We start from the raw sequence: 21,150 nt of genomic DNA on the forward strand, positions 1-21,150 counted from the left end.
AGGCGCACTAACCACCCACAATCCCGGCCGACGGGCCCGGGCGTAAGATTCGAAGCGGACGCCAGTGCCGCCGTCGTGCGTTTGATCCTGCGACGAAAGGCGAGCCGCCCCTTGAAGGCTGTAGCGGAAATGTTCACGATGGGTCCCGGTAACAAGGACCATCACCCGGCCCTCCGCTGCGCTGTTGGTGTTTTTGTTCCGCTGATTACGTTGTTGCTCATGGGTCGCCTGGATCTTGCGGTTTTTGCCTCGTTCGGTGCGTTTACGGGCATTTACGGCCGGAACGAGCCGCACAGCCTCCGCTTCCGCAGCCAGCTCCGGGCAGGTGGCTTCATGCTTTTGGTGATCCTGCTGGCGACGTTGACGGCACGGGTGGCACAGTCGCTCGGGATCGATGGAACCGCCTATTCCTGGCTCCTCACGGCCGTGACCACGCTGGTTGCGGGCTTGTGTTCCGTGGTTGTTGCGGCGTGGCGGCTGCGTCCGGGCGGCTCGCTCTTTCATATCTTCGCCTTCGCCGCGATTGCGTCCATTGCCGCCCAGCCACCGCTGTGGGAGGCGATGCTCGTTTCCGTGCTGACCACCGTCCTGTGCTTGCTGATCGGGATGTCGGCCCGCGTGGTCAAGAGCCACCGCACGCCGTGGAAGCGCCCGCCCCGTATCCGGCACACGCCGCTTGAGAGGCGCGCATTCTGGCTCGAGGGTGGTGGGTACCTCGTGGCCGCGGGCCTTGCAGGAACCATCGCGACGCTGGTGGGTGAGCGGCTCGGTTTCGGGCACACCTACTGGGCCATGGTGGCTGCAGTGGTTCCGCTCGTGGGTCATTCCACCAGGCACCGCGTCAGCCGCGGCATCCAAAGAATCGCGGGCACCGTGATTGGCCTGGTTCTACTGGCCGGTATCTTGTGGCTCAACCCCGCACCCTGGGCCATGGTGTTGGTGATCGCTGCCTGCCAGTTCGGCGCCGAGCTCTTCATAGCGCGCCAGTACCTCGTGGCCCAGGTCTTTGTGACGCCCCTGGCTTTGTTCGCCACGTTGCTTGCAGCTCCCGTCGATCCCGGGCTGCTGCTGCGCGACCGCATCGTCGAGACGGTGATCGGTGCCGCCATCGGCGTTGCGGTGGTGGTGGCGCCTGCCGTTTGGCGTCGGTTGCGCCCGGCCTGACGACGCCTTCCTGCTGAATGCGGGGCCCTTCCAAACGTGCGGCCGGCGAGGCGGCACGGCCAACGCGCGGCACGGCCAACGCGCGGCATGGCCAACGCGCGGACTGTCTCTCGCGCATGGCCCCCGCAGGTGGGCGGGCGGAGCCCGCCAGGTGCGCGGCCTTATATTGGGCGCGGTTCGGCAGACGCACGACGTCGGCCTGCCCGCCTCCGTCGTGAAAGGTTGCTGACTCCGTACCCTTCGCTAAGATGAAAGAACTTAGACAACCGTGTTACTCGTCTAACGAAGGATTTTTCATGACAGCGAATGCCGTTAAGGAAGGATATTGGTACGGGCAGGAGACCGCAGCGGTCGAAGTACTGAATGCGCTGCGGGATTACCGCAGTGCGGAGGCTGCAATGCGGCGGCGCACCGGATCGTCCATGGGGATGGGTGAAACCGACCTGCTCGCCTTGCGCTACCTGCTCGAGAACGAGCGTGCCGGCAGGGATGTGGGGCCGAAGGAGCTTGCTGCCCGCTTGGGTATTACCTCCGCGTCGATGACCACCCTGGTGGATCGATTGGTCAGGTCCGGGTATGTTGTGCGCGAACCCCACCCCACTGACCGGCGTGCCCTGGTGCTGCGGCCCACGAAGGGCTCCGACCTTGAAGTTCGCAACACCCTCAGCGGGATGCATGGGCGGATGCTGGATGTCGCTGCTTCCCTGAGCCGCGGCGAATCCTTGGTGGTTATGGACTTCCTGCGTCGCATCCGCGAGGCGATTGATCAGGTGGAACCCGACGTAAAGCCAACTGGACAGAATTGATAAGTAAACATATAACTAGATAGTCGAGTTACTTACCAGGGTGTGGGAGAGACAATGACTGTCGTAGTGAGGGAGCACGCTCCCGCGGATGAGCCGCTTCGCGGAACGGATCACGTGCACCATGGAGACGCGTGCCAGGACGTGTCCGTCCTCGCTGGACCCACGCACTGTGGCTCCAGCATGGCGATCTCTTCCGGGCCGGGCAGTGCCTCAATGCAGTGGACCTCGGTTGAGCCGATATGGCCCGAATGGGCTTGCGGTTGCGGATTCCGGATGGACATCGATGCCATGGATCCCGTCAGCAGTGTATGGGTAGCGGCCCAGCGTTGGCAGAGCCTTGAACACGAACTGGCCATCGCAAGGAACACCTTCCAATTGGCCTTCAAGAAAGCTGTGGACAGCGGACTTGAGCGCGAAGCGTTGGCCCGGGCAGTCGGAGTTGTCCCAGCGGACGTAGAAGCACTCCTTCAGTGACTTCGCTCGTTACACCAACCGGCCCCACAAAGCCGGGAACACCGCCGTCGAGCCTGCATCACGAAGCGATGGGCTCGGAAGCGGCGGCTGGGAGCGGAAGCCACAGCCTGCTGCTGGGCGGGCGATACCGGCTGGGGCGCTGGCTCGGTGGCGGATCGGAAGCCCAGGTGCACCAAGCGTGGGACGAGCGGACGGGAACGTTGCGCGCAGCCAAGATCTTCCGTGGAGCTGAAACCCTTGACCCGCAGCCCGGCACGTCCACGGCTTTCCACCAGGAGTTGCACATTCACAGGCGCTTGCGTCACCGGAACATCGTCCGGCTGCGCGATTCGGGCGAGCTGGCCGTCGAAGGGCAGGTCCGGAACTTCGTGGTTATGGATCTGGTGGACGGCAAGGACCTCCGGGCCGTCCTGCGCGAGGCTCCTGCCGGGCCGCTTCCGACCATGGCGTGGATGAGCGATGTTGCCAAGGCGCTCGCTTACATCCATCGTCGCGGCGTGGTGCACAACGACATCAAGCCCGGGAACATCCTGGTCCCGGGCACGACAGATGCGGGGCGGGCGATGCTGACCGACTTCGGCATCGCCATCAGTCCGGGCCACGCGCCGCGCAGTTCGTCGTCGGGGACGCCCCACTACATGAGTCCCGAAGCTGTCCGGGGTGAAACGCCTACCCCGGCCAGCGATATCTATGCCCTGGGATTGGTGACCCTTGAGTGCCTCACCGGCACCAAGGCGTTTCCAGGGCCTCCGCTCGAGTCCATGGTGGCAAGGACGTTGAGCGAACCACGGGTTCCCGGCACGGTCCGGCGGCGCTGGTCCATGGTGTTGCACGCCATGACATACCCCGACCCTGCCGGCAGGCCGTCAGCCAGCCAAGTCGTCGGTATGTTCCGGCGACTCCGCTGGCGGGCATAAATGAGGGTTCCTGGTAAGCGCCGAACGGCGTAGCCAAGGGCCACCGCACGAGAGAAAGAAGAAAAATGGGATTCTTTGGATGGATCATTCTGGGCCTCATCGCCGGTGCTATCGCCAAGGCCATCAAGCCGGGCAAGCAGGGTGGCGGACTGCTGGCGACCCTGCTCCTCGGAGTGGTGGGCGCAATCCTGGGCGGCTGGATCGGAAGCGCACTCTTCAACGTGGGCATCAACGAGTTCTGGTCGCTCTCCACGTGGCTGCTGGCCATTGGCGGCTCCCTGATCGTCCTGATCATCTGGGGACTGCTGACACGCAAGAAGGCCTGACCGCCTGAAACGTTGAGGGCCCCGGCCCGGTTGTGACTTGCTGACAACCGGGCCGGGGCCTCTCGCGTTCCGGTCATAATCCGATGGTTCGGCCCGCATTGTGGGCCGCGTTCGACGCGCGGTTACGCTGCACCGTAACACCGCCTCTTCGGACGCCAGGACCATCCATGACCCTCATTGCCGCAGTTGCCACCCCCGTTAGCCCCGACGTGAAACCGGGTGTCAGCCGGACCATTGCAGGGACCGTCGTTGGCGCCTTTGGCATAGCCGCAGTGATCGTCGGTTTCGCCGGTTTGCTCCTTCTGACCGCCCCGCAATCGCCGCGGATCGGTCCGGTCTTTTCGGGGTGGGCTGAAGCTGTGGACCAATCGCCCTTGTCCGCCCTTCGGTGGCTCGTGGGCGACATGACCGAACCGTTGTTCTACAAATCCGAACTCGCCACTATCGGGCTCCTGGCAGGCGCCTTGATCGCGTGGTGGGCCGGCCGCCGTCGTTGCCGTTGGGCGGGCGAATTGAGCTACGGCACCGGGCTGTGGCCGTGGGTGATGGCATCGGCGTGTCTCAGCCTCCTGATCTCCAACGCAGCTTTCGGTTGGATGCTCGACGGCGGGTGGCAGCCGACGTTCGTCCCTTTTGTTTGCGTCGCGCCCGCCGTGGTTCTGGTTCACGGTCCCGGATGGAAGACGTGCGTGACGGGGGCGATGCTCGGAGCCGCCAGCACCACACCCTTGGCGGTGCTCTTAAGTGCTCTGTTATCGGACCCTCTGGGGTTGCCGTCCTCAGTGGCCAATGTCGCGGCGATGTCCATCGGGACAGCGGTATCGTTCCTGGTCATCCAGCGAATGCCCGGGCTGGTGGGGGCCACACAAGGTGCTGCCGGCGATCGTGAAGACGTGCCGGGGTTGCTGGCCGGTGGGGACCCTTTGCCTGCAGACGGGATGCCGGAGGCAGCAGCAAAACCGGGCCCACCGGCGTCGGGAATGTCTTTTCGGAACGAAGTCCACTGGGCTGCGAGGCGGGTCCTCAAGGACTTCACGGAAACGTTCTTCTTCGCGAACGAGGTGGCGGGCATCGGAGTGATCCTGGGGGTGGCGGCCGCTTTCGTCCTGAATCCGGCCCTTCCTGCCTACGGCTCCCACCTGGTGCCCCACATCCTGTGCGCCCAGGCCATTGCGTCGGCGGTGGGCGTGGTGCTGTGGCGGGGATGGTTCCGTAACGGCGGCTGGGCGGCCACCTACGCTCCTGTAGTTTCGGTGGCCCCGGCAGCGGTCCTTGCTTTCAACGGATCCTTGGCCTCAATCATTGGCGGCGCCTTCCTGGGTGCATTGCTGGCACCACCCCTTGCCCGTCTGGTGGCATCTTGGCTGCCTTCCGGTTTCCATCCGGTGATCGGCAACACCGCGGCCATGGCCGTTTCGACGGCGGTGGTCCTTCCGGTGCTGGGGCTCCTGCCGCACTGAGTGCATGGTTCCTGTGGAAATCGGCTTCCGGGACGACTTTCGACACGCGGTCGAGGCCTCGAAACTCTTGAGGCTTTCCTGAGGAACTGTTGATTGATTGCAGGAGGGGTTCTTGAGGTGGGGCCGTCAGAGTATTTCTTGTCAGCCAGTAAGGCTGGAAACAAGGAAACGGCCGTCCGGGGAAACGGTGGCCACTTTGAAAAGGACACTGATTCACATGGCCATCAGCCTCAAGACCACCTCCGGCAAGATCCTCGCCTCCGTCGCCCTGGTCGGCACCGCAGCCGCCGTCGCCGGGATGGGCACCTACGGTGCGTTCACTTCCTCCACCTCCGCTTCCCAGGCCGTGACCGCCGGGACCGTGACCATCGCCCTGGGCACCGGGGCATCGAACACCCTGAACGTCCCGGTCGCGGGCCTGCTGCCCGGTGACAAGGTCGAAAAGCTCGTCACCCTGGCCAACACCGGCAACTCGGACCTGAACAACGTCACCCTCACCACCTCCGCCGGCGCCACTTCTTCCTTGCTGACCACCGACACGACCAATGGTTTGCAGCTGACCATCGAAAACTGCAGTGTTGCCTGGACCGGGTCCGCTGCCCCGTACACCTGCGCAGGGACCAAAACCACCGTGCTGGCCTCGGCCCCGGTGATCGGTGCGAACAAGGTCCTGAACAACCTGACCTCCCTGACCTCGGCCAAGACCGACAACCTCAAAGTCACCACCGCGTTCCCCACCACCGCAGACAACACCTTCCAAGGCGCCACCTCCACCATCGCCTTCTCCTTCACCGGCACCCAACGCACCGAAACCGTCAAGTAACCAGGACGATTCCGGGCTTCACGCCCCGGAGGTCCGGCCTGTTTGCCCTTCCGGCCGGGCCTCCGGTTCCACGAACCGCCGGGATGACCCGGCACACCGGGCCTCGCCGGGCCTGATCGGATTCACCAACCCCAGCCCGATCAGGCCTGGCGACACCATCAACCCGCCGCCCAATCCCGCCGTCGCCCAGCGCAAAGTCCGACAAGCGCGGCGTGGCCCAACTCGCCGCCGCCCAGCGCAAGGTCCGTCCAGCGCGGCGCGGCCCAACTCGCCGTCGCCCAGCGCAATGTCCGACAAGCGCGGCGCGGCCCAACTCGCCGTCGCCCAGCGCAAAGTCCGACAAGCGCGGCGCGGCCCAAGCCGTCGCCCAGCGCAAGGTCCGTCGGGCGCCGGCATTCCCCGGCCGTCGATACGCCGGGGATCCAAGACCCCGCCGGGCCTGGTCAGGCATCCCCCCTTCCTGATCAGGCCCGCCGGATAATCCTGAGCCAGACTTGAGGATTTCCAGCAGGAAGCCTGAGTCAGGCGGTACAGACTCTTAACCAGACGATGAACAACACCACGGAAGGAACGCCAGGATCATGAGCGCACTGACCAGCATCAACACCCCCGCCCTCCATGGCCGGCGTTCCGCCGCCAAGCCGGTGCAGCCCGCCAAGCCGGTGCAGCCCGCCAAGCCGGTGCAGCCCGCCAAGCCCGGCGCCCCCACGACCACCGCCGTGAAGCAGTCCGCGGCGGTACTGAAGCCCACAGCAGCAACCCCACCGGCCGCCGTCGTGGTTTCCACCGAAGCAGCTCCCGGTGCGTTCCGACGCATCGCGGGCAAGACGTTCAAAGTCGTTGGTGCCGGCATGCTGGTGCTCGCTGCGCTGGTGTTCGTTTTCCTCGCGATCGGGCCGCGCATCCTGGGCTACCAGACCTCCACCATGCTTACCGGTTCCATGGCCCCGTTGATCAACCCGGGCGACGTCGTCGTGACCGTCCCGACGCCGGTCAAGGACATCAAGGTGGGCGACATCATCACCTACCACATCCCGGTTGAGGACCAGCGAGTGGAAACGCACCGCATCACCGAGATCACCACCACCGCCGATGGCGGCGTAGCAGTGCAGACCAAGGGCGACGCGAACAATGGGATCGACCCCTGGATCGCCACCCTGCAGGGCCAAACCGTGGACAAGCAAGTCGCCACGATCCCCTACGTCGGCAACGCCATCCGTGCCCTGCGCGAACCGATCGTCCTGAACATCCTCATGTACGGTGCCCCGGCTGTCCTGGTCATCGGAATGCTCGCCTCCATCTGGACCAAGGACCCCGCCAAGGCCTCGTCCGGGGAATCGGCAGCAGTGCAGGCGGCCAGCGGTGAGTGAGTACCAGGACCGTAGCGTTCCTGTCCCCGGGAACTTGCCCGCAGATCTCCAGGCCCAGGAAGTTCCCGCTTTCGAGATTCCTTCCCTGGAAGTCCGAACCCTGCAGAACCTCGCCAACGAACTGGGCGATTCCAAGCCCGTGTTGCGCCTGCTGTCCACCTACCTGACGATGCTCCCCAGCCGGATCCTCCGCATTTCCCGCGGACTGTGCGATAACGACGTTGATGCCAGCATGGAAGCTGTCCTCAGCCTCAAGATTTCCTCGGCGATGGTGGGAGCCCGCGAAACGGAAAACCAGTGCCGGGCCATGGAGTACATGATCCGCGAAGACCACATCGACTTCGCCGTCCAGGCCCTCCCGGCGCTCCAGCAGTACACCGAGCGCTGCGTCGCCGCCCGGCCACAGTTGCTGGGACGGGCACGGGAAACCCTGGGGCGGCAAGCCCTGGATTGCGACTCCTGAAGCCACAGGCCCCGTGAACCTCTCTGGGAATCGGTTCGCGGGGCCTGTAAATCTCCGTGCCGGCGGTTACCGTTCTCCCGCCGGCACGGTTGTTTTCCCGGCCCGGATCTTGTGCGGCACCACCGTCAACGCTGCGACGGCCAGCACGCCGGCAGCGGCGAAAACGTAGAAGCCTGCCGGGTACACGATGTTCGCCGCAACCAGGGTTCCCGTCACCGCGGGCCCAAGGATTGCACCCAGACGGCCCACGCCAGCGGCAAATCCCAAGGCGGTTCCGCGGAGGTTGGCCGGGAAGAGTTGGCTGACCCAGGCATAGACCAGGACCTGCGAGCTGAAGACGAAGATGCCGGTCACGAACACTGCTGCGTTGAGCAGGAATTCACTCTGGATCTTCACGCTGAGCAGGGCAAGGAAGACGGCGGACAACCCGAACCACAGCAGCACGATCTTCTTGGTGCCGTGCCGATCGGCCAGGATGCCAGCAAGCACCAGCCCTGCCACGGCACCAACGTTAAGGACCAGCAGCAGCGTCAACCCGGTGCTCACTGTGTAGCCGGCCGCCGCCATGATCTGCGGAAGCCATGTGTTCAGCCCGTACACCAGCAGCAGTCCCATGAACGACGCGACGCCGATTCCCACGGCCACCAGCGGGTACGGCTTCCGGAGCAGGTCCCGGAAACCGGCTTTCGGGGCGGCCTCTGGGGTGCCCGCTCCGGCTGAATGTACGACGGCGGGCGCCGGCTCCGATGTTGCGCCGGCCTTCTCGTGGGCTGCTTCTCTTGCTGAGGCTGCCTCGGGCAGGGACTCCGGGAGTTTGGCCCACAGGAACGGCAAGAGCACCAGCCCGGCCAAGCCTCCGATGATGAACATCAGCCGCCAGTTGGGGATGATCAGGAGGGCCAACGACGACGTGGCGACGGCGCCCACGTGGTAACCGGTCATGGTCCGGGTGGTGGACTTACCCGCCGAGCCCGCCGGTGCATAGTCGTTCATGTAGGCCAACGCAGCGGGCAAGCACGCGCCGAGCCCCAGTCCTGCCACCAGCCGGAATGTCGAGAAGACGGCCACGTTGGGTGCGAAGGCCACGGCGATCGTGAAGATCGAAAACCCTGCCACGCAGGCGATGAGCAGCTTGCGGCGGCCGAGCTTGTCCGAAAGCGGTGCGATGAACAGTGCGCCGAGCCCAACGCCGACCAGGGAGATCGTTGCGGCGAAGGTGGCTCCAACGGCGTCGAAACCGAGTTCACCGGTTTTGATGAGGGTAGGGATGACGGTTCCAAGGACCACGAGGTCGAAACCGTCCAGGACCATGGCCAACCAGCAAAGCCAGACGGGCCATTGGGAGCGTTGGGAAGATGACATCGTTGGCATAGCGTCCTCGGTACTTCTTCGATGGAGCCCGACCACCAGAACGATCGGTCGGATATGAGATTTGTATCACCGCGCTTTGTAACCGGGCACACGTTCTACCATTGAATGGAAGCGATGGCTGGATGCCGGCGCAGCAAAGGAGTTCGTGATGGCCAATTCGGCGTCCGGCGATTCGGTGGTGGACCGCGTTGTCAGGCTGATTGAAGCCTTCCCTGCCGGCGTGACCTCCCTCCAATTGACGGAGCTGTCCGAGCGCGCTGGTTTGCCGCTTTCCTCGGCCCATCGGTTGGTTCGACAGCTCGCGGAGCATGGCCTGCTGGACCTCGGGGCCGCAGGCACCGTCCGGCTTGGCCTCCGGTTATGGGAGCTTGTGAACCGGAACTCGCCCACGTTGGCCCTCCGGCAGGCAGCCATGCCCTTCATGGAGGACATTCAGCAAGTCCTCAACCAGAACGTCAACCTGGCGGTGCTCGACGGCTGGGAAGCCCTGTTCGTGGAGCGGCTTTCGCGCCGTGGATCGGTGGCCAACCGCGCCCAAATTGCCGGGCGGATGCCAGTCCACATTTCTTCGGCCGGGATCGCCCTCATGTCGCATCAACCGCGCGAGCTGCAGGCGGAGTACCTCAAGCAGTTCCGTGACCCGGCCGGGAAGGTGAGTACCGACGTCGTACGCCACCTTCTTGCTGAGTCCGCGCAGCAAGGCTACGCGCAACTTGCCGGCGTGGTGGATCCGGATACCTGGGGTATCGCCGTTCCGGTAACCAACGCGAAGCGGCGCACCGTTGCCGCGCTCGGCGTGGTGGTTCCGCTTGCCGAGATGCGTCTTCAGGCCCTGGTTCCTGCGCTCCAAACCGCCGCACGGGGGATCGGTCGCCAGCTCTCGGAGTGATCTTCTTCTTCCGTTCAATGGAATTCATGTAACGCCAGTCACTCGTCGCGGGCCACACTGGGTCGAGGCTCATCCCGACCCCGCGGGACCGCAACGAAGCGAGGAAAACCATGGCACGCACACCCATCACCACCCAGGTAGCCATCATGGGCGCCGGTCCTGCCGGGCTCATGTTGTCCCACCTGCTCGCGAAGCAGGGCATCGAATCCGTGGTGGTGGAGATCCGCAGCCGCCAGACCATCCAGGAAACGGTCCGCGCCGGAATCCTGGAGCATGGAACAGTAAACCTGCTGGTGGACTCAGGTGTGTCTGACCGTGTGCTGCGTGAAGGCGATCGCCACGACGGCATCGAACTGCGCTTCAATGGGGAAAGCCATCGCATCAACTTCAAGGAACTCGTTGGTGAGTCCGTGTGGCTTTACCCCCAGACCGACGTCTTTATGGATCTTGCCGCTCGACGCGAAGCCGACGCCGGCGACATCCGCTACAGCGTCACCGACACCACAGTTCACGACCTCGAAGGCAAGCCCAAGGTCTGGTTCACCGACGCTGACGGCCAGGAATTCGAGATCACTGCCGACTTCCTGGTCGGTGCCGACGGATCACGCAGCCACTGCCGGTTCCAGATTCCCGAGGCCAACCGCAAGTGGTTCTTCCACGAGTACCCTTTTGCCTGGTTCGGGATCCTCGCCGAAGCACCCCATAGCGCCGACGAGCTCATCTACGCCAACTCCGAGCACGGCTTCGCCCTCATCTCGCAACGCACCGAAACCGTCCAGCGGATGTACTTCCAGTGCGATCCCAAGGAAAACGTGAACGAGTGGGACGACGAACGCATCTGGTCCGAGTTCCGCAAGCGCGTCAACGGTAACGGTTTCGAACTCAAGGAGGGGCCGGTCCTGGAGAAGATGGTGCTGCCGTTCCGGAGCTTTGTGCACACACCCATGCGCCACGGCAACCTCTTCCTGGCCGGAGACGCCGCCCACACCGTCCCGCCCACCGGCGCGAAGGGGCTCAACCTCGCCATTCACGACGTCAAGGTGCTCTTTGAGGGGCTCGACTCCTTCTACTCCACCGGTTCCACCCTGTTGCTGGACTCCTATAGCGACCGAGCGCTGGACAGGGTCTGGAAGGCCCAGCACTTCTCCTACTGGATGACTTCCATGCTGCACACGGTGCCTGGCGCCGACGACTTCGACCGCGCCCGACAGCTTGGTGAGCTCCACTCCGTGGTGTCGTCCGAGCACGCGAAGGCGTACCTGGCGGAGTCATACACGGGATGGCCAAATTCGCGGTAGGGATTGAGCTCGTATTGATGACTGCTCCATTCTTTTGGTGCGAGTAGGGGTTGTCTTCTCGGCGGTTGTCTACGCCGCATGTGGTCGATTCAGGAAGCGTCCGACGGCGGTTACTCGCCGGCGGGCGCTTCTTGGTTTTGTTGGTCTTGCGTTTGTTGGTCTCGACAGTGGCGCGTGTGCGCGGACAGGGTTGGAACCGACAGCCGGCGCCATGGATAAAACCCCGCGTCCTTTTCCTTAGGTGCGGTGAGACGTGTGGTGGTGGTTTCGTCGGGGTTTTTGGGTGGGGTCGAGGTGTGGTGGTGGGGTGAACCAGGGGATGCCGTTGGTGGTGGTGATTTTCCATTGTTCTTTGTGGATGAGGTGGTGGTGGTGTGAGCAGAGCAGGACGCCGTTGTCGACGCTGGTGGGTCCGCCGTGTGACCAGTAGGTGATGTGGTGGGCTTCGCACCAGGGTGCGGGCATGGTGCAGTCGGGGAAGGCGCAGCCTTGGTCGCGGGCGTTGAGGGCTTTGCGGATTTCGGGTGGGAAGATCCGGGTTGTCCGGCCGATGTCCAGGATTTGTCCGTCGCTGCCGAGCAGGACGGGGAGGATGTCGGCGTCGCAGGCGATTTTGCGGAGGGTGCTGGGGTGGATCGGGCCGGCGAAGGTGGCTGATGCGCTGCTGAGTGCCTTGCCGGTGGTGCCGGTGGTGCCGGGCCTGGTGACGGTGTTGCTGGTGGTGCCGGGTGCGGTGTGGTTGCTGGGGGCGCTGCCCGGGCCGGTGGTGCCTGGGTTGGTACGGGTGGTGCTGGTGGTGTCGGGTGCGGGGTTGGTGGGGTTGGTTTGGAGTTGGGGGAGGAGTTCGTGGGCGTTGATGTAGGCGGTGAGTTGGGGTTTGAGGCCGCCGTTGGCTGGGAGGCGGCCTGTTTTCAGGGCCAGTGCGCAGCCGCCGACGAGGCCGTCGAGGAGTTTCTGGGCTCGTGAGCGGCGGTCCAGTTCCAGGACCTGCCCGCCCTGCCCGCCCTGCCCGCCCTGCCCGCCCTGTCCGCCCTGTCCGGGTTGCCCGCCCTGTCCGCCCTGTCCGGGTTGTCCGGCGTGGTGGGTGGTTGCGGGTGTTGTGGTGGTGGTTTCTTGGGGTGGGGCTGGGGTTGCTTGGGTGCTGTCATCCGTGGTGGTGGTGGTGAGGCGGGGGTTGGTGGCGGTGTTCATGAGGGTGGTGAGGGTTTCGTATTGTTCGGTGGTGGCGAAGATTTCGATGTGGTGGAGTCCGCGTCGGGGTTTGCGGATGAAGGCGCCTTGGAGGGTTCGGAGTTCTTCTTCGCTGGGTTCGGGGCCGTCTTGGTCGATCCGGTTGATCCAGCGGCGGGCGGTTTTGCTGACGAAGTCGGGGTCGGTTTCGATTCCGGTGCGGGTCAGGGCGTGTTCCATGGCGGTTAGGGTCTCGGGGTGGGCGATGAGTGCTGCCTGGTCCAGGGCGCCGGTGATGATGGTCGCGGTGCGGGAGGGGATGAGTGCCGTGGCCAGGGCTTGGGCCAGTTCGGTGTGTCGGGGTGGGAGGGGTTCGCCGGTGAGGGTGGTGGTGGGCAGGAGGGCCGCGGCTTGGGACAGGCGGCGTCGGGCTTCGCGGATCTCGATCCGCAACCTTGCGCGAAGGAACTCCGCGGCGTTCCGGTACCCGTCATCAAGAACAGAACCCTGGGCCGCGCTCCCGGCGGTTTGACGGCCTTGACCGGCGGGTGCGTCGTTCTCGGTCCAGCCGGTCCGCCATCCGGGGCTGCCGTCCGTGGACGCGGATGCGGTGCGGGCGTGTTTGGCTTCTTCGCGGGTTCGTTCCACGGCTTGGGCGGCGACGATTTGCAGGTACTCGAGGTTGCGGGCGAGGTCCTCGATGCGGTCGGCGAAATCCGCCGCTTCGCCGACATCGAACATCCGCGCTGCCGGCAGGGCCGTATCCCGCAGGGCCTCAAGGGCCGCAGCCCCATCATCCAAAGCATCACTCAAAGGGTCATCCAGGGCACCACCCACGGCGTCCTGGACAGGCTCAGGGCAGGCCCGTGCGGAGGGTGCCGGTATCCCCGGCCGGTGCTGCTCCGAGTTACCCGGAATCTTTTCCGTCACACCCTTGGCATCAAGCAGCAGCCCGGCGACATCCGAGACGGCACCGGAACCCGGCTCCGCCACCTCTACCGCCTCAAACCCACCACCGATTCCCATAAACCAACCCTGACACCACCCCCACACCCACAGAACAACCCACAACGCCTATGTGGAAAACCCTCAGGGACGCTGCGACTCCGCGGCTGCAGGGTCGAGGTCTGCGAGCGTGAGCTGATGTGCCGGAGCAGCCGGGAAGGGGAACGTGGATGCCACCGTGAGAGCGGGGCCAACATGCACCAGTTCGCCGGATTCCAGGGGCCGCCAGCCAGGGTTGTGATCCATGGGTTCTGTAGCGAAGAGGACGTGCGGTGAGCCGGCGAGTTCCGTGCTCCGCGAGTGGATCCGTTTGCTTCGGACGTCCAAGGGAGCGGCCGGAGCGGGCGTGACGGGATCCCTCCGAAGCATGTAAAGCCCGTGCGTCGCCGGATATCGCAAAGCCCAGACGTCCGTCGCCGTGGTCAGGATGAAGTTGAGGCTGAACACCGGCAGTTCGGCCGCGATCCAGCTGACAGCCCGGGCTATCCCGGCCGTAACGTCGCCACCGTTGCACCGTACCTCTGCGGTGATGAGTGCGAAGAACCGTTCACTGTCCGTCTGGCCTTGCACCAGGTCCATGACCTCCAGCGAGCGCAGCCGACCGTCGAGCGCCGCCAAGCCGGAGAACGCGCCGTTGTGGGCAAACAGCCGCCCATCCCGTTCGAACGGGTGCGTGTTGGCCACCGTGAGCGCGCCGGTGCTGGCGTAGCGGACGTGGGCCAGGAAGGTGGTGCTCCGGAGGACCCGTGCATCCCGGGCAAACGCGTGGTCCTCCCACGCCGCGAGGGGTCGCTTGGTGACTTTTGGCGAACCATCAGGCGCAAAGGTCCCAATTCCTGCTCCGTCGGGTTCGCGTCTGCTCTGGACGGACAGGCTGTCCGGCGCGTCCAGGAGCCAAAAGGTGGCGCGCACGGGACGCGAACCTGCATGCAGGCCAAAGAGCCGGCACATCCTGTACCCCTCTCTCTGAAGACATCCGTGGTGAAGTAGAGATCAGTGATGGAACGCCTGGGCCGCCCCGTCCGACGGCATCGGCGCGGTGAGCTGGTCAAGGTACTCCACTTCCTTGGTGAGGTCGGCGAGGAAGCTGGAGGCGAGGTCGCGGGTGAAGCCGTTACGGACAACGATCCTTTGGACGGTCACGTTACTGAGGTCGTCGGGCAGCGGATAGGCCGGAACCAGCCAGCCGTTCATCCGGAGGCGCTCGGACAGGTGGTGCAGGTTCCAGTTTTTGGTGTGGCCGTCAGCGAGTTGCCAGGCGAAAACAGGGATGTCGGACCCGTCGCTCCACAGCGTGAAAGCGTCCATGGCTCCGATTTCGCTGGAAAGGTACATAGCGACATCCCGCGATGTGGACTGGACCGACTTGTACCCCGCGAAACCCAAACGGAGGAAGAGGTAGTACTGCAGCAACACTTGGGCGCCTGGGCGGGAGAAGTTCAGGGCGAAGGTGGGCATGTCGCCGCCAAGGTAACTGACGTGGAAGACCAGGTCCGCGGGCAGCGCCTCGGCGTCCCGCCACACAACCCACCCCAGTCCGGGATAAACCAGCCCGTACTTGTGCCCGGACGTGTTAATGGATGCCACCCTCGGCAGCCGGAAATCCCAGACCGTCTCGGGTTGCAGGAACGGCGCCACCATGGCCCCCGATGCGCCGTCCACATGGATGGGCACGTCCAGCCCCCGCCGTTCCTGGATCTGGTCCAAGGCGGCCGAAATGGCATGCACGGGTTCGTACACGCCGGTGTACGTGACACCCATAATGGCGACGACACCAATGGTGTTCTCGTCCACGTACTCGTCCAGGTCATGGCCGTCCAGCATCGGATGGTCCTTGGAGACGGGCACAAACCGCGGTTCCACATCCCAGTAGTTGCAGAACTTTTCCCAGCACACTTGGACGGCCGAGCTCAGCACCAGGTTCGGCTTGTCCACGGCCAGGCCGGCGGCCTTGCGCTGGTGTTGCCATCGCCGCTTCATGGCGAGGCCACCCAGCATGCACGCCTCAGACGATCCGATGGTGGACGTGCCCATGGCCTTCGCCGGATCGGGCGCGTTCCACAGCCCAGCGAGCATCCGCCAGCACCGCGTCTCGATTTGGGCTGTTTGCGGGTACTCGTCCTTGTCGATCATGTTCTTGTCCACGGTCTCCGCGTAGAGCCTGGACGCCTCGGGTTCCATCCACGTGCCCACGAACGTGGCCAGGTTCAGCCGGGAATTCCCGTCCAGCATCGCCTCGTCGTGGACCACCTGATAGGCCGTTCCGGGAAGGGATTCGCCGTCCGGCATGGCGAAACGGGGGAAGAGGGTGGACTCGCCCGGCCTGCTGAACAGGGGATTCAGCTCGACGGCGGCGTTTGACTCATCGCTGTGCGTCCGGTGGGCTCTGCTCATTCGACTGCTCCTGGGGTTTCGCCGTGAAGCTGCAGGCAAGGTGGCTGGTGGAATCGCTCATTCAGGGCTCACGCTACCCGCCGATCCTGCGGCGCCCAAGAGCCGGGGGTGTTGCGTCGCCGCCATGAATGGGACGATTTTCCTATGGGCCAAGACCACATCGAGAAGCCCTCAGCCTCGGGGGACGACCGGCAATGGCAGGATAGCGACGCCGGTTCGCCCACCACCCAGCAAATGCGCACCGTCGGCCAGCGCCGGCGCGAGGCCGAGCGGAAACTGGACCAGCACCTGGAGGAGGCCAAGCAAAGAGCCGAGGCTCCGGATCCCGACGACCAGAAGACAGAAAGCTGACCGCGGCAAACGTACGACGGCGGGACCCGGCCCCGCGGGCAGCCGCACCACGGTGCCACTCGGCCCCGAGCGTAGACGCGCGACGGCGGGACCCGGCTCCGGGGCAGCCGCACCACGGTGCCACTCGGCCCCGAGCGTAGACGCGCGACGGCGGGACCCGGCCCCGCGGGCAGCCGCACCACGGTGCCACTCGGCCTCGCGGGCAGGCGAACAACGCACGCGCTCACCTCACGTGTCCCGTATGCCGTACCCGACCCGGCGCCTGCTCAGCCCTGCGCCGTTTGCTTGCCCGGCGTCGGCGCTGCGTTCCTGGACATCTCCGCGTCGCCACCGTGGCCCCCGATAGGCGTGTCACTCCCGGGGGCCTGCCCGTGGTGGAGCTGCAACGCACAGTGGATCAGTGGGAAATGGCTGAAGGCCTGGGGCGTATTGCCGAGCTGCCGTTGAGTACGCGGGTCCCATTCCTCGCTGAGCAGTCCAACGTCGTTCCGCAAAGACAAGAGCCGTTCGAACAGTGACGTCGCCTCGCTCCGTTTGCCGATGCCCAGCAACGCGTCCACCATCCAGAACGAGCACGCCAGGAACACCCCCTCGTCGCCGGGCAGGCCGTCGTGCCCGGACTCGGTCCGGTAGCGGAGGACCAGCCCGTCTTCCGTGAGCCGTTCCTGGACGGCTTCCACTGTGCCAACCACCCTGGAGTGGTGGTGCGGCAAGAAACCGACGCGGGGGATGAGGAGCAGGCTCGCATCCAGTTCCTTGCTTCCGTAGGACTGGACGAACGTGTTGAGGTCCTCGTTGAAACCCTTGGTCATGACCTCTGTATGGATGGTGGATCTCAGATCGGCCCAGCGGTCTCCAGGACCCGGCAGCCCCGACTTGCGTACGGCTTTGACCATCCGGTCCGCGGCCACCCAGGCCATGACCTTGGAATGCGTGAAATGCCTCCGTGGTCCGCGCATTTCCCAGAGCCCGTTATCGGGCTGGTCCCACGCACCTTCGAGGTATTCCATGAGCGCTACCTGGATGTCCCACGAACTGTCCACCGTCCCTGCAGGCGAAGCCGCCCGTGTCAGGGAAAGGCCGTCCAGGACTTCGCCCCACACGTCCAACTGCAATTGCGGCGCGGCGGCGTTGCCAATGCGTACCGGCGCTGAGCCTTCGTAACCACCCAACCAAGGCAGGTCCATTTCGGGAAGCCGCCTGGCGCCGTCGAGCCCGTACACAATCTGCAGGTCGGCAGGATCTCCGGCGATCGCTCGCAGCAGCCAGTCCCGCCACGCCGAGGCCTCTTCGGTGTATCCGGCGGCGAGCAACGACTGCAGTGTCAAGGTGGCATCCCGCAGCCAGCAGTAGCGGTAGTCCCAGTTCCTGGAGCCGCCGAGTTGCTCCGGCAAGGAGGTTGTTGCTGCCGCGACGATCCCTCCGGTGGGGGCGTAGGTCAGGGCCTTGAGCGTGATCAGTGACCGCTCCACCGGCTCCTTGTATGTTCCGGTGATTTCGCTGCGGTCGATCCACTCGCGCCAGAAGGTGGTGGTGTTGGCGAGCGCCCGCGCGGGGTCGATGCGCCGCGGTTCAGGCTCGTGGCTGGGCGCCCAACGCAGCACGAACGGGACCCGCTGACCGGCCTTGACGGTGAATTCGCTGACGGTGCGGTTGTCGCGTCCTTCCAAGGGCGCGTGCGTGGTGATGTAGGCGGAGTCCGGCCCCGCCACGGCGCTGATCCCTTGGCCGTGTTTGCGTACCCAGGGCACCACCCGGCCGTAGTCGAACCGGAGCACCAGCTCCATCTTCATGTCTACTTCGCCGCTGATCCCTTCGACGATCCGGACCAGGTCCACGGCGTCGTCGCGCACGGGCATGAAGTCGATGACGCGGACACTGCCGCCCTCCACGTCCCATTCCGTCTCCAGTACCAGGGTGTCCTCCCGGTACTGCCTCCGGGTGCAGTTGCCGCCGTTCGCGGGGTCGGGGTTGGCCGGGGCTACGAGCCACCGGCCCGCTTCCGGATCGGCGAGCAGCCCGGCAAAGCACGCGGGCGAATCGAACCGGGGGAGGCACATCCAGTCGATGGATCCGTTGCGGCCCACCAGGGCAGCGGTGTGGAGGTCGCCAATGAGTGCGTAATCCTCGATTCTCGCCATGTCAGCTCCTTTGCGTTCGGACAGGCTGGACTAAGCCCGACGCTACCCGTACTTTCTGTGCTTTGCGTACAAGGCGCCGCCGTACCTGTACACCACTCCCGTGTTCTGGAAGCATCGATTCCAGGAGGAGCCATGGCTGGAGAAAAACCCGTCCTCGTTGTTGGTGCCACAGGATACCTGGGTGGCCAGGTGGTGGATCAGTTGCTCACACACGGCAAGCCGGTCCGCGCGCTGGTGCGCGACGCGTCGGATCCGTCCAAGCTTCAGGCCAAGGGAGTCGAGATCGCCCGCGGCGACATGCTCGACGTCGGTTCGCTCATCCAGGCGATGACCGGCGTGGATGCCGTGATCTCGACGGCTGCCGGCTACACCCGGAATGACAAGAACGCCGAGGCGATCGACACTTTCGGCAACAACAACCTGGCCGTTGCAGCGAACCACGCCGGAGTCCGCCGGTTCGTCCTGATCAGCATCCTCACCAGCGATCAAACCCCGCAGGTTCCGCACTTCTGGCACAAGAAACTCGCCGAGGACAAGTTGCAGGAGCTGGGCGTCCCCTTTGTCGCGCTGCGGCCGGGGGCCTTCTTCGACCAGATCGTCGGAATGCGTGGCGATCCCTTCCAGAAGGGGCGCATTATGTGGTTCGGCCGGAAGGACGTTCCGCTGACCTTCGTCCTGACCAGCGACCTCGCGCAGTACCTCGCCGCGGCAGTCGACGCCGATACCGCCGACGGGGAGCGCATCGACATCGGGTGGGCCAGGCCCGTAAGCATGCTTGAGGCAGCGAAGATGTTGTCCAGGCACACCGCAAAGTCGCCGGACAATTCGGCGACGTCGCCGGACGGCACCGCCAAGGAGCCAGGCACCCGCGACATCAAAGTCGCGTCCATTCCGACGCCGATACTCCAGTTCGCGGGCAAGGTCACGTCCCGATTCGCGCCGCTGGTGGGAGATATGGCGAGCATGTCCGCATGGTTCGAGACCGGCCGCTACGTTGCCCAAACCGAACGCCAAGCCGAAGTCTTCGGAACCGTACCGACCCCCGAGGAAGCGATCGCCCGCTTCGCCGCGAAATACGGTCGCTGACGGATGCACCCGTTCCCGCCTCACGCACCCGTCCCGGGCTGGCGACGCACCCGTTCCCGCCCTGCGCACTCTGGGGTAGGTGTGCGATTGGCGTGAACCGGTGCGGTCCCGCCGGAGCGCACGGCGCGTGCATCAGTTTCCGCCCGGCGCACCCGTTCCCGCTCGGCGCACCCTGGGGTAGGTGTGCGATTGGCGTGAACCGGTGCGGTCCCGCCGGAGCGCAAAGGCTGGCGTCATCACAAAGTGATAAGTAGGCTGATCATGTCCGGTCGGCCAGTGGTTCCCCCTTGGGCCGAACGCCACACAGAGGAGCACATCATGAGAATAGGTTCTTCCATAGCCCTGATAGCCATCGGAGCGATCCTGGCCTTTGCCCTGACGCCAGGGCTGATCCCCTTCATCGACCAAGTCCTGATCGGCTACATCCTGATGGCCGTTGGAGTCCTGGGCCTCATCATCTCCATCGTCATGTCCAGCAGGACCCGCCATACCGTGGTGGAGCGGCGCACCGCCCCGGACACCATCGTGGAACGGCGCCCCGAAGTCTGACGTCGTGCCAGCCGGTCAGCGGCGGCAGCCGCCGCGGAGATAGCGGTCATGCCGGGTGTTGCGGTCGGGGTGCGCCGTCACTTGGGGCCTGGCAGTGACTGACGAAAGCGATAAGCACGACGGCGGCAGCCCCGCCGTCGTGCTCTTTTGACCGCGTAGGCTGCTCCTATGGAGAAGTCTTTCGACATTGAACGTGTGAACCAGGACGAATACGCAGTGCGCTGGGCCGCCGAGGGGCAGTCGGGTGAATCCGTGGTGCGGGTCACCCCGGACTTCCTCGCCGAAATTGGCTTGGACGGCTTCGACCAGCAGGCCGTGGTGGAGGAAACCGCCAACTTCATGGCCGAGCACCAGCCCGTGATCGACTTCCCGCTGACGGTGGATCTTGAGGAGATCGCTGCAGCCTACGAGGACTATGCCGATAAGCTCCGCAGCCGCCTGCAGGCAGGCTGAATCCCGGCCGAAGGACGCCTAGCCGGCAACCTCTGCGGTGAGGCGCTCGCCGTTGTAGAACTCAAGCTCCCAACCCTCCACCGGGTGGTGGTGTGCCAGGTTCAGCGCCGCGTTCTGGACGCTGTCCAGGGTGCGGCCGATGGCGCGGTTGAGGGTGAGCCGGATCAACGTCCCGTGGCTGACCACCAGCACACGCTGGCCTGTGAACTCGCGGGCCAGCTCTTCGAGGGCCGCCGTTCCGCGTGTTGCGGCGTCGTGGTCACTCTCGCCACCGCGGAAGCCTCCGGGGATGCGCAGTGCCTCCAGTTCAGGTCCGGCCTGGAGGCCTTCGGCGGGCCCGAAACTGCGCTCGATCAGCTCGGGAACGCGGCGTGCCACCGTCAAGCCGAGTCCTTCCGCGATCAGGTCGGCGGTCTCGGCTGCCCGGCTCAGCGGCGAGGAAACAATCGTGTCCCACTCGTAGCCGGACAGGACGTCGACGGCGTCGCGGGCCTGCTGCCGGCCGATCCCGTTGAGGGGAATGTCTGTGGCTCCCTGCAACCTGCGCTCGGCGTTCCAGTCGGTCTGGCCATGGCGGACGAGGGCAAAAGTTGTGAGGGTCATGCCTTCCATTTTGCCTTGCCTCCACGTCTGCCGCAGT

At 65.0% G+C, this 21,150-nt stretch carries 21 protein-coding genes; 15 read left to right on the forward strand and 6 right to left on the reverse strand.

Features of this window, described 5'->3' with window-relative positions; genetic code table 11:
* Positions 1 to 111 precede the first annotated feature (111 nt).
* From ACIPY3_RS09540 to ACIPY3_RS09580, 9 genes are all read left to right on the forward strand, one after another.
* Entirely contained in the window at positions 112 to 1,164 is a 1,053-nt protein-coding gene (locus tag ACIPY3_RS09540) for an FUSC family protein (RefSeq protein WP_400333089.1), read from the forward strand.
* Between the two features lie 296 nt (positions 1,165 to 1,460).
* Positions 1,461 to 1,970, forward strand: coding sequence for a MarR family winged helix-turn-helix transcriptional regulator (locus ACIPY3_RS09545; RefSeq protein WP_400333092.1), 510 nt, complete (start codon positions 1,461 to 1,463; stop codon positions 1,968 to 1,970).
* 54 nt (positions 1,971 to 2,024) lie between these two features.
* The gene (locus ACIPY3_RS09550) at positions 2,025 to 2,444 is read left to right on the forward strand and encodes a hypothetical protein (RefSeq protein ID WP_400333095.1); all 420 of its coding nucleotides are present in this window, start codon (positions 2,025 to 2,027) and stop codon (positions 2,442 to 2,444) included.
* A complete protein-coding gene (locus ACIPY3_RS09555) occupies positions 2,441 to 3,361 on the forward strand; it encodes a serine/threonine-protein kinase (protein WP_400333097.1) in 921 nt (306 codons plus the stop codon). Before ACIPY3_RS09550 ends, ACIPY3_RS09555 begins: the two co-directional genes overlap by 4 nt.
* Before the next feature lie 65 nt (positions 3,362 to 3,426).
* Positions 3,427 to 3,687 carry a GlsB/YeaQ/YmgE family stress response membrane protein gene (locus tag ACIPY3_RS09560; protein WP_397326500.1) on the forward strand — a complete coding sequence of 87 codons (261 nt, stop codon included), beginning with the start codon at positions 3,427 to 3,429 and terminating at the stop codon, positions 3,685 to 3,687.
* A 167-nt stretch (positions 3,688 to 3,854) separates the two neighbouring features.
* Positions 3,855 to 5,147, forward strand: a complete 1,293-nt coding sequence (locus ACIPY3_RS09565) for a hypothetical protein (RefSeq protein ID WP_400333101.1) — start codon at positions 3,855 to 3,857, stop codon at positions 5,145 to 5,147.
* A gap of 217 nt (positions 5,148 to 5,364) precedes the next feature.
* Positions 5,365 to 5,970, forward strand: coding sequence for a TasA family protein (locus tag ACIPY3_RS09570; RefSeq protein ID WP_400333104.1), 606 nt, complete (start codon positions 5,365 to 5,367; stop codon positions 5,968 to 5,970).
* 581 nt (positions 5,971 to 6,551) lie between these two features.
* The gene (locus ACIPY3_RS09575; RefSeq protein WP_400333107.1) at positions 6,552 to 7,340 is read left to right on the forward strand and encodes a signal peptidase I; all 789 of its coding nucleotides are present in this window, start codon (positions 6,552 to 6,554) and stop codon (positions 7,338 to 7,340) included.
* Positions 7,333 to 7,803 carry an Hpt domain-containing protein gene (locus ACIPY3_RS09580; RefSeq protein WP_400333109.1) on the forward strand — a complete coding sequence of 157 codons (471 nt, stop codon included), beginning with the start codon at positions 7,333 to 7,335 and terminating at the stop codon, positions 7,801 to 7,803. Before ACIPY3_RS09575 ends, ACIPY3_RS09580 begins: the two co-directional genes overlap by 8 nt.
* 66 nt (positions 7,804 to 7,869) lie before the next feature.
* On the opposite strand, the gene ACIPY3_RS09585 is transcribed toward ACIPY3_RS09580, so the two are convergent.
* A complete protein-coding gene (locus ACIPY3_RS09585) occupies positions 7,870 to 9,174 on the reverse strand; it encodes an MFS transporter (protein WP_400333112.1) in 1,305 nt (434 codons plus the stop codon).
* 148 nt (positions 9,175 to 9,322) lie between these two features.
* Between ACIPY3_RS09585 and ACIPY3_RS09590 the strand changes: the two genes are divergently transcribed.
* On the forward strand, positions 9,323 to 10,063 hold the full coding sequence (locus ACIPY3_RS09590) for an IclR family transcriptional regulator (RefSeq protein WP_400333116.1): 741 nt from the start codon (positions 9,323 to 9,325) through the stop codon (positions 10,061 to 10,063).
* Positions 10,064 to 10,173: 110 nt separating this feature from the next.
* Positions 10,174 to 11,361: a 4-hydroxybenzoate 3-monooxygenase gene (locus tag ACIPY3_RS09595; protein ID WP_400333119.1), complete on the forward strand. Its 1,188-nt coding sequence runs from the start codon at positions 10,174 to 10,176 to the stop codon at positions 11,359 to 11,361.
* A 237-nt stretch (positions 11,362 to 11,598) separates the two neighbouring features.
* Here ACIPY3_RS09595 and ACIPY3_RS09600 read toward each other — a convergent pair whose 3' ends face one another.
* The 3 genes from ACIPY3_RS09600 to ACIPY3_RS09610 all read right to left on the reverse strand — a co-directional run bounded on the left by ACIPY3_RS09600 (position 11,599) and on the right by ACIPY3_RS09610 (position 15,930).
* Positions 11,599 to 13,557: an HNH endonuclease signature motif containing protein gene (locus tag ACIPY3_RS09600; RefSeq protein WP_400333122.1), complete on the reverse strand. Its 1,959-nt coding sequence runs from the start codon at positions 13,555 to 13,557 to the stop codon at positions 11,599 to 11,601.
* Between the two features lie 63 nt (positions 13,558 to 13,620).
* Complete coding sequence (locus tag ACIPY3_RS09605) at positions 13,621 to 14,487, reverse strand: class II glutamine amidotransferase (protein WP_400333124.1); 867 nt, start codon at positions 14,485 to 14,487, stop codon at positions 13,621 to 13,623.
* A gap of 42 nt (positions 14,488 to 14,529) precedes the next feature.
* Positions 14,530 to 15,930 (reverse strand): glutamate decarboxylase, encoded by a 1,401-nt coding sequence (locus ACIPY3_RS09610; protein ID WP_400333127.1) that lies wholly within the window; start codon positions 15,928 to 15,930, stop codon positions 14,530 to 14,532.
* Between the two features lie 144 nt (positions 15,931 to 16,074).
* Here ACIPY3_RS09610 and ACIPY3_RS09615 point away from each other — a divergent pair, with 144 nt between their 5' ends.
* Positions 16,075 to 16,281 (forward strand): hypothetical protein, encoded by a 207-nt coding sequence (locus ACIPY3_RS09615; protein ID WP_400333130.1) that lies wholly within the window; start codon positions 16,075 to 16,077, stop codon positions 16,279 to 16,281.
* A 266-nt stretch (positions 16,282 to 16,547) separates the two neighbouring features.
* Here ACIPY3_RS09615 and ACIPY3_RS09620 read toward each other — a convergent pair whose 3' ends face one another.
* Entirely contained in the window at positions 16,548 to 18,422 is a 1,875-nt protein-coding gene (locus tag ACIPY3_RS09620) for a glycoside hydrolase family 15 protein (RefSeq protein ID WP_400333133.1), read from the reverse strand.
* A gap of 132 nt (positions 18,423 to 18,554) precedes the next feature.
* Here ACIPY3_RS09620 and ACIPY3_RS09625 point away from each other — a divergent pair, with 132 nt between their 5' ends.
* From ACIPY3_RS09625 to ACIPY3_RS09635, 3 genes are all read left to right on the forward strand, one after another.
* Entirely contained in the window at positions 18,555 to 19,508 is a 954-nt protein-coding gene (locus tag ACIPY3_RS09625) for an SDR family oxidoreductase (RefSeq protein WP_400333136.1), read from the forward strand.
* A gap of 318 nt (positions 19,509 to 19,826) precedes the next feature.
* Complete coding sequence (locus ACIPY3_RS09630; protein WP_400333138.1) at positions 19,827 to 20,057, forward strand: DUF6458 family protein; 231 nt, start codon at positions 19,827 to 19,829, stop codon at positions 20,055 to 20,057.
* Between the two features lie 168 nt (positions 20,058 to 20,225).
* The gene (locus ACIPY3_RS09635) at positions 20,226 to 20,510 is read left to right on the forward strand and encodes a hypothetical protein (RefSeq protein WP_400333141.1); all 285 of its coding nucleotides are present in this window, start codon (positions 20,226 to 20,228) and stop codon (positions 20,508 to 20,510) included.
* Between the two features lie 18 nt (positions 20,511 to 20,528).
* Here the strand turns inward: ACIPY3_RS09635 and ACIPY3_RS09640 are convergent, their stop codons facing one another.
* Positions 20,529 to 21,122 (reverse strand): histidine phosphatase family protein, encoded by a 594-nt coding sequence (locus ACIPY3_RS09640; protein WP_400333143.1) that lies wholly within the window; start codon positions 21,120 to 21,122, stop codon positions 20,529 to 20,531.
* Positions 21,123 to 21,150 lie beyond the last annotated feature (28 nt).

It is taken from the genome of Paenarthrobacter sp. NPDC089714 (assembly GCF_044748905.1).
In the GTDB taxonomy this organism is placed as follows: domain Bacteria; phylum Actinomycetota; class Actinomycetes; order Actinomycetales; family Micrococcaceae; genus Arthrobacter.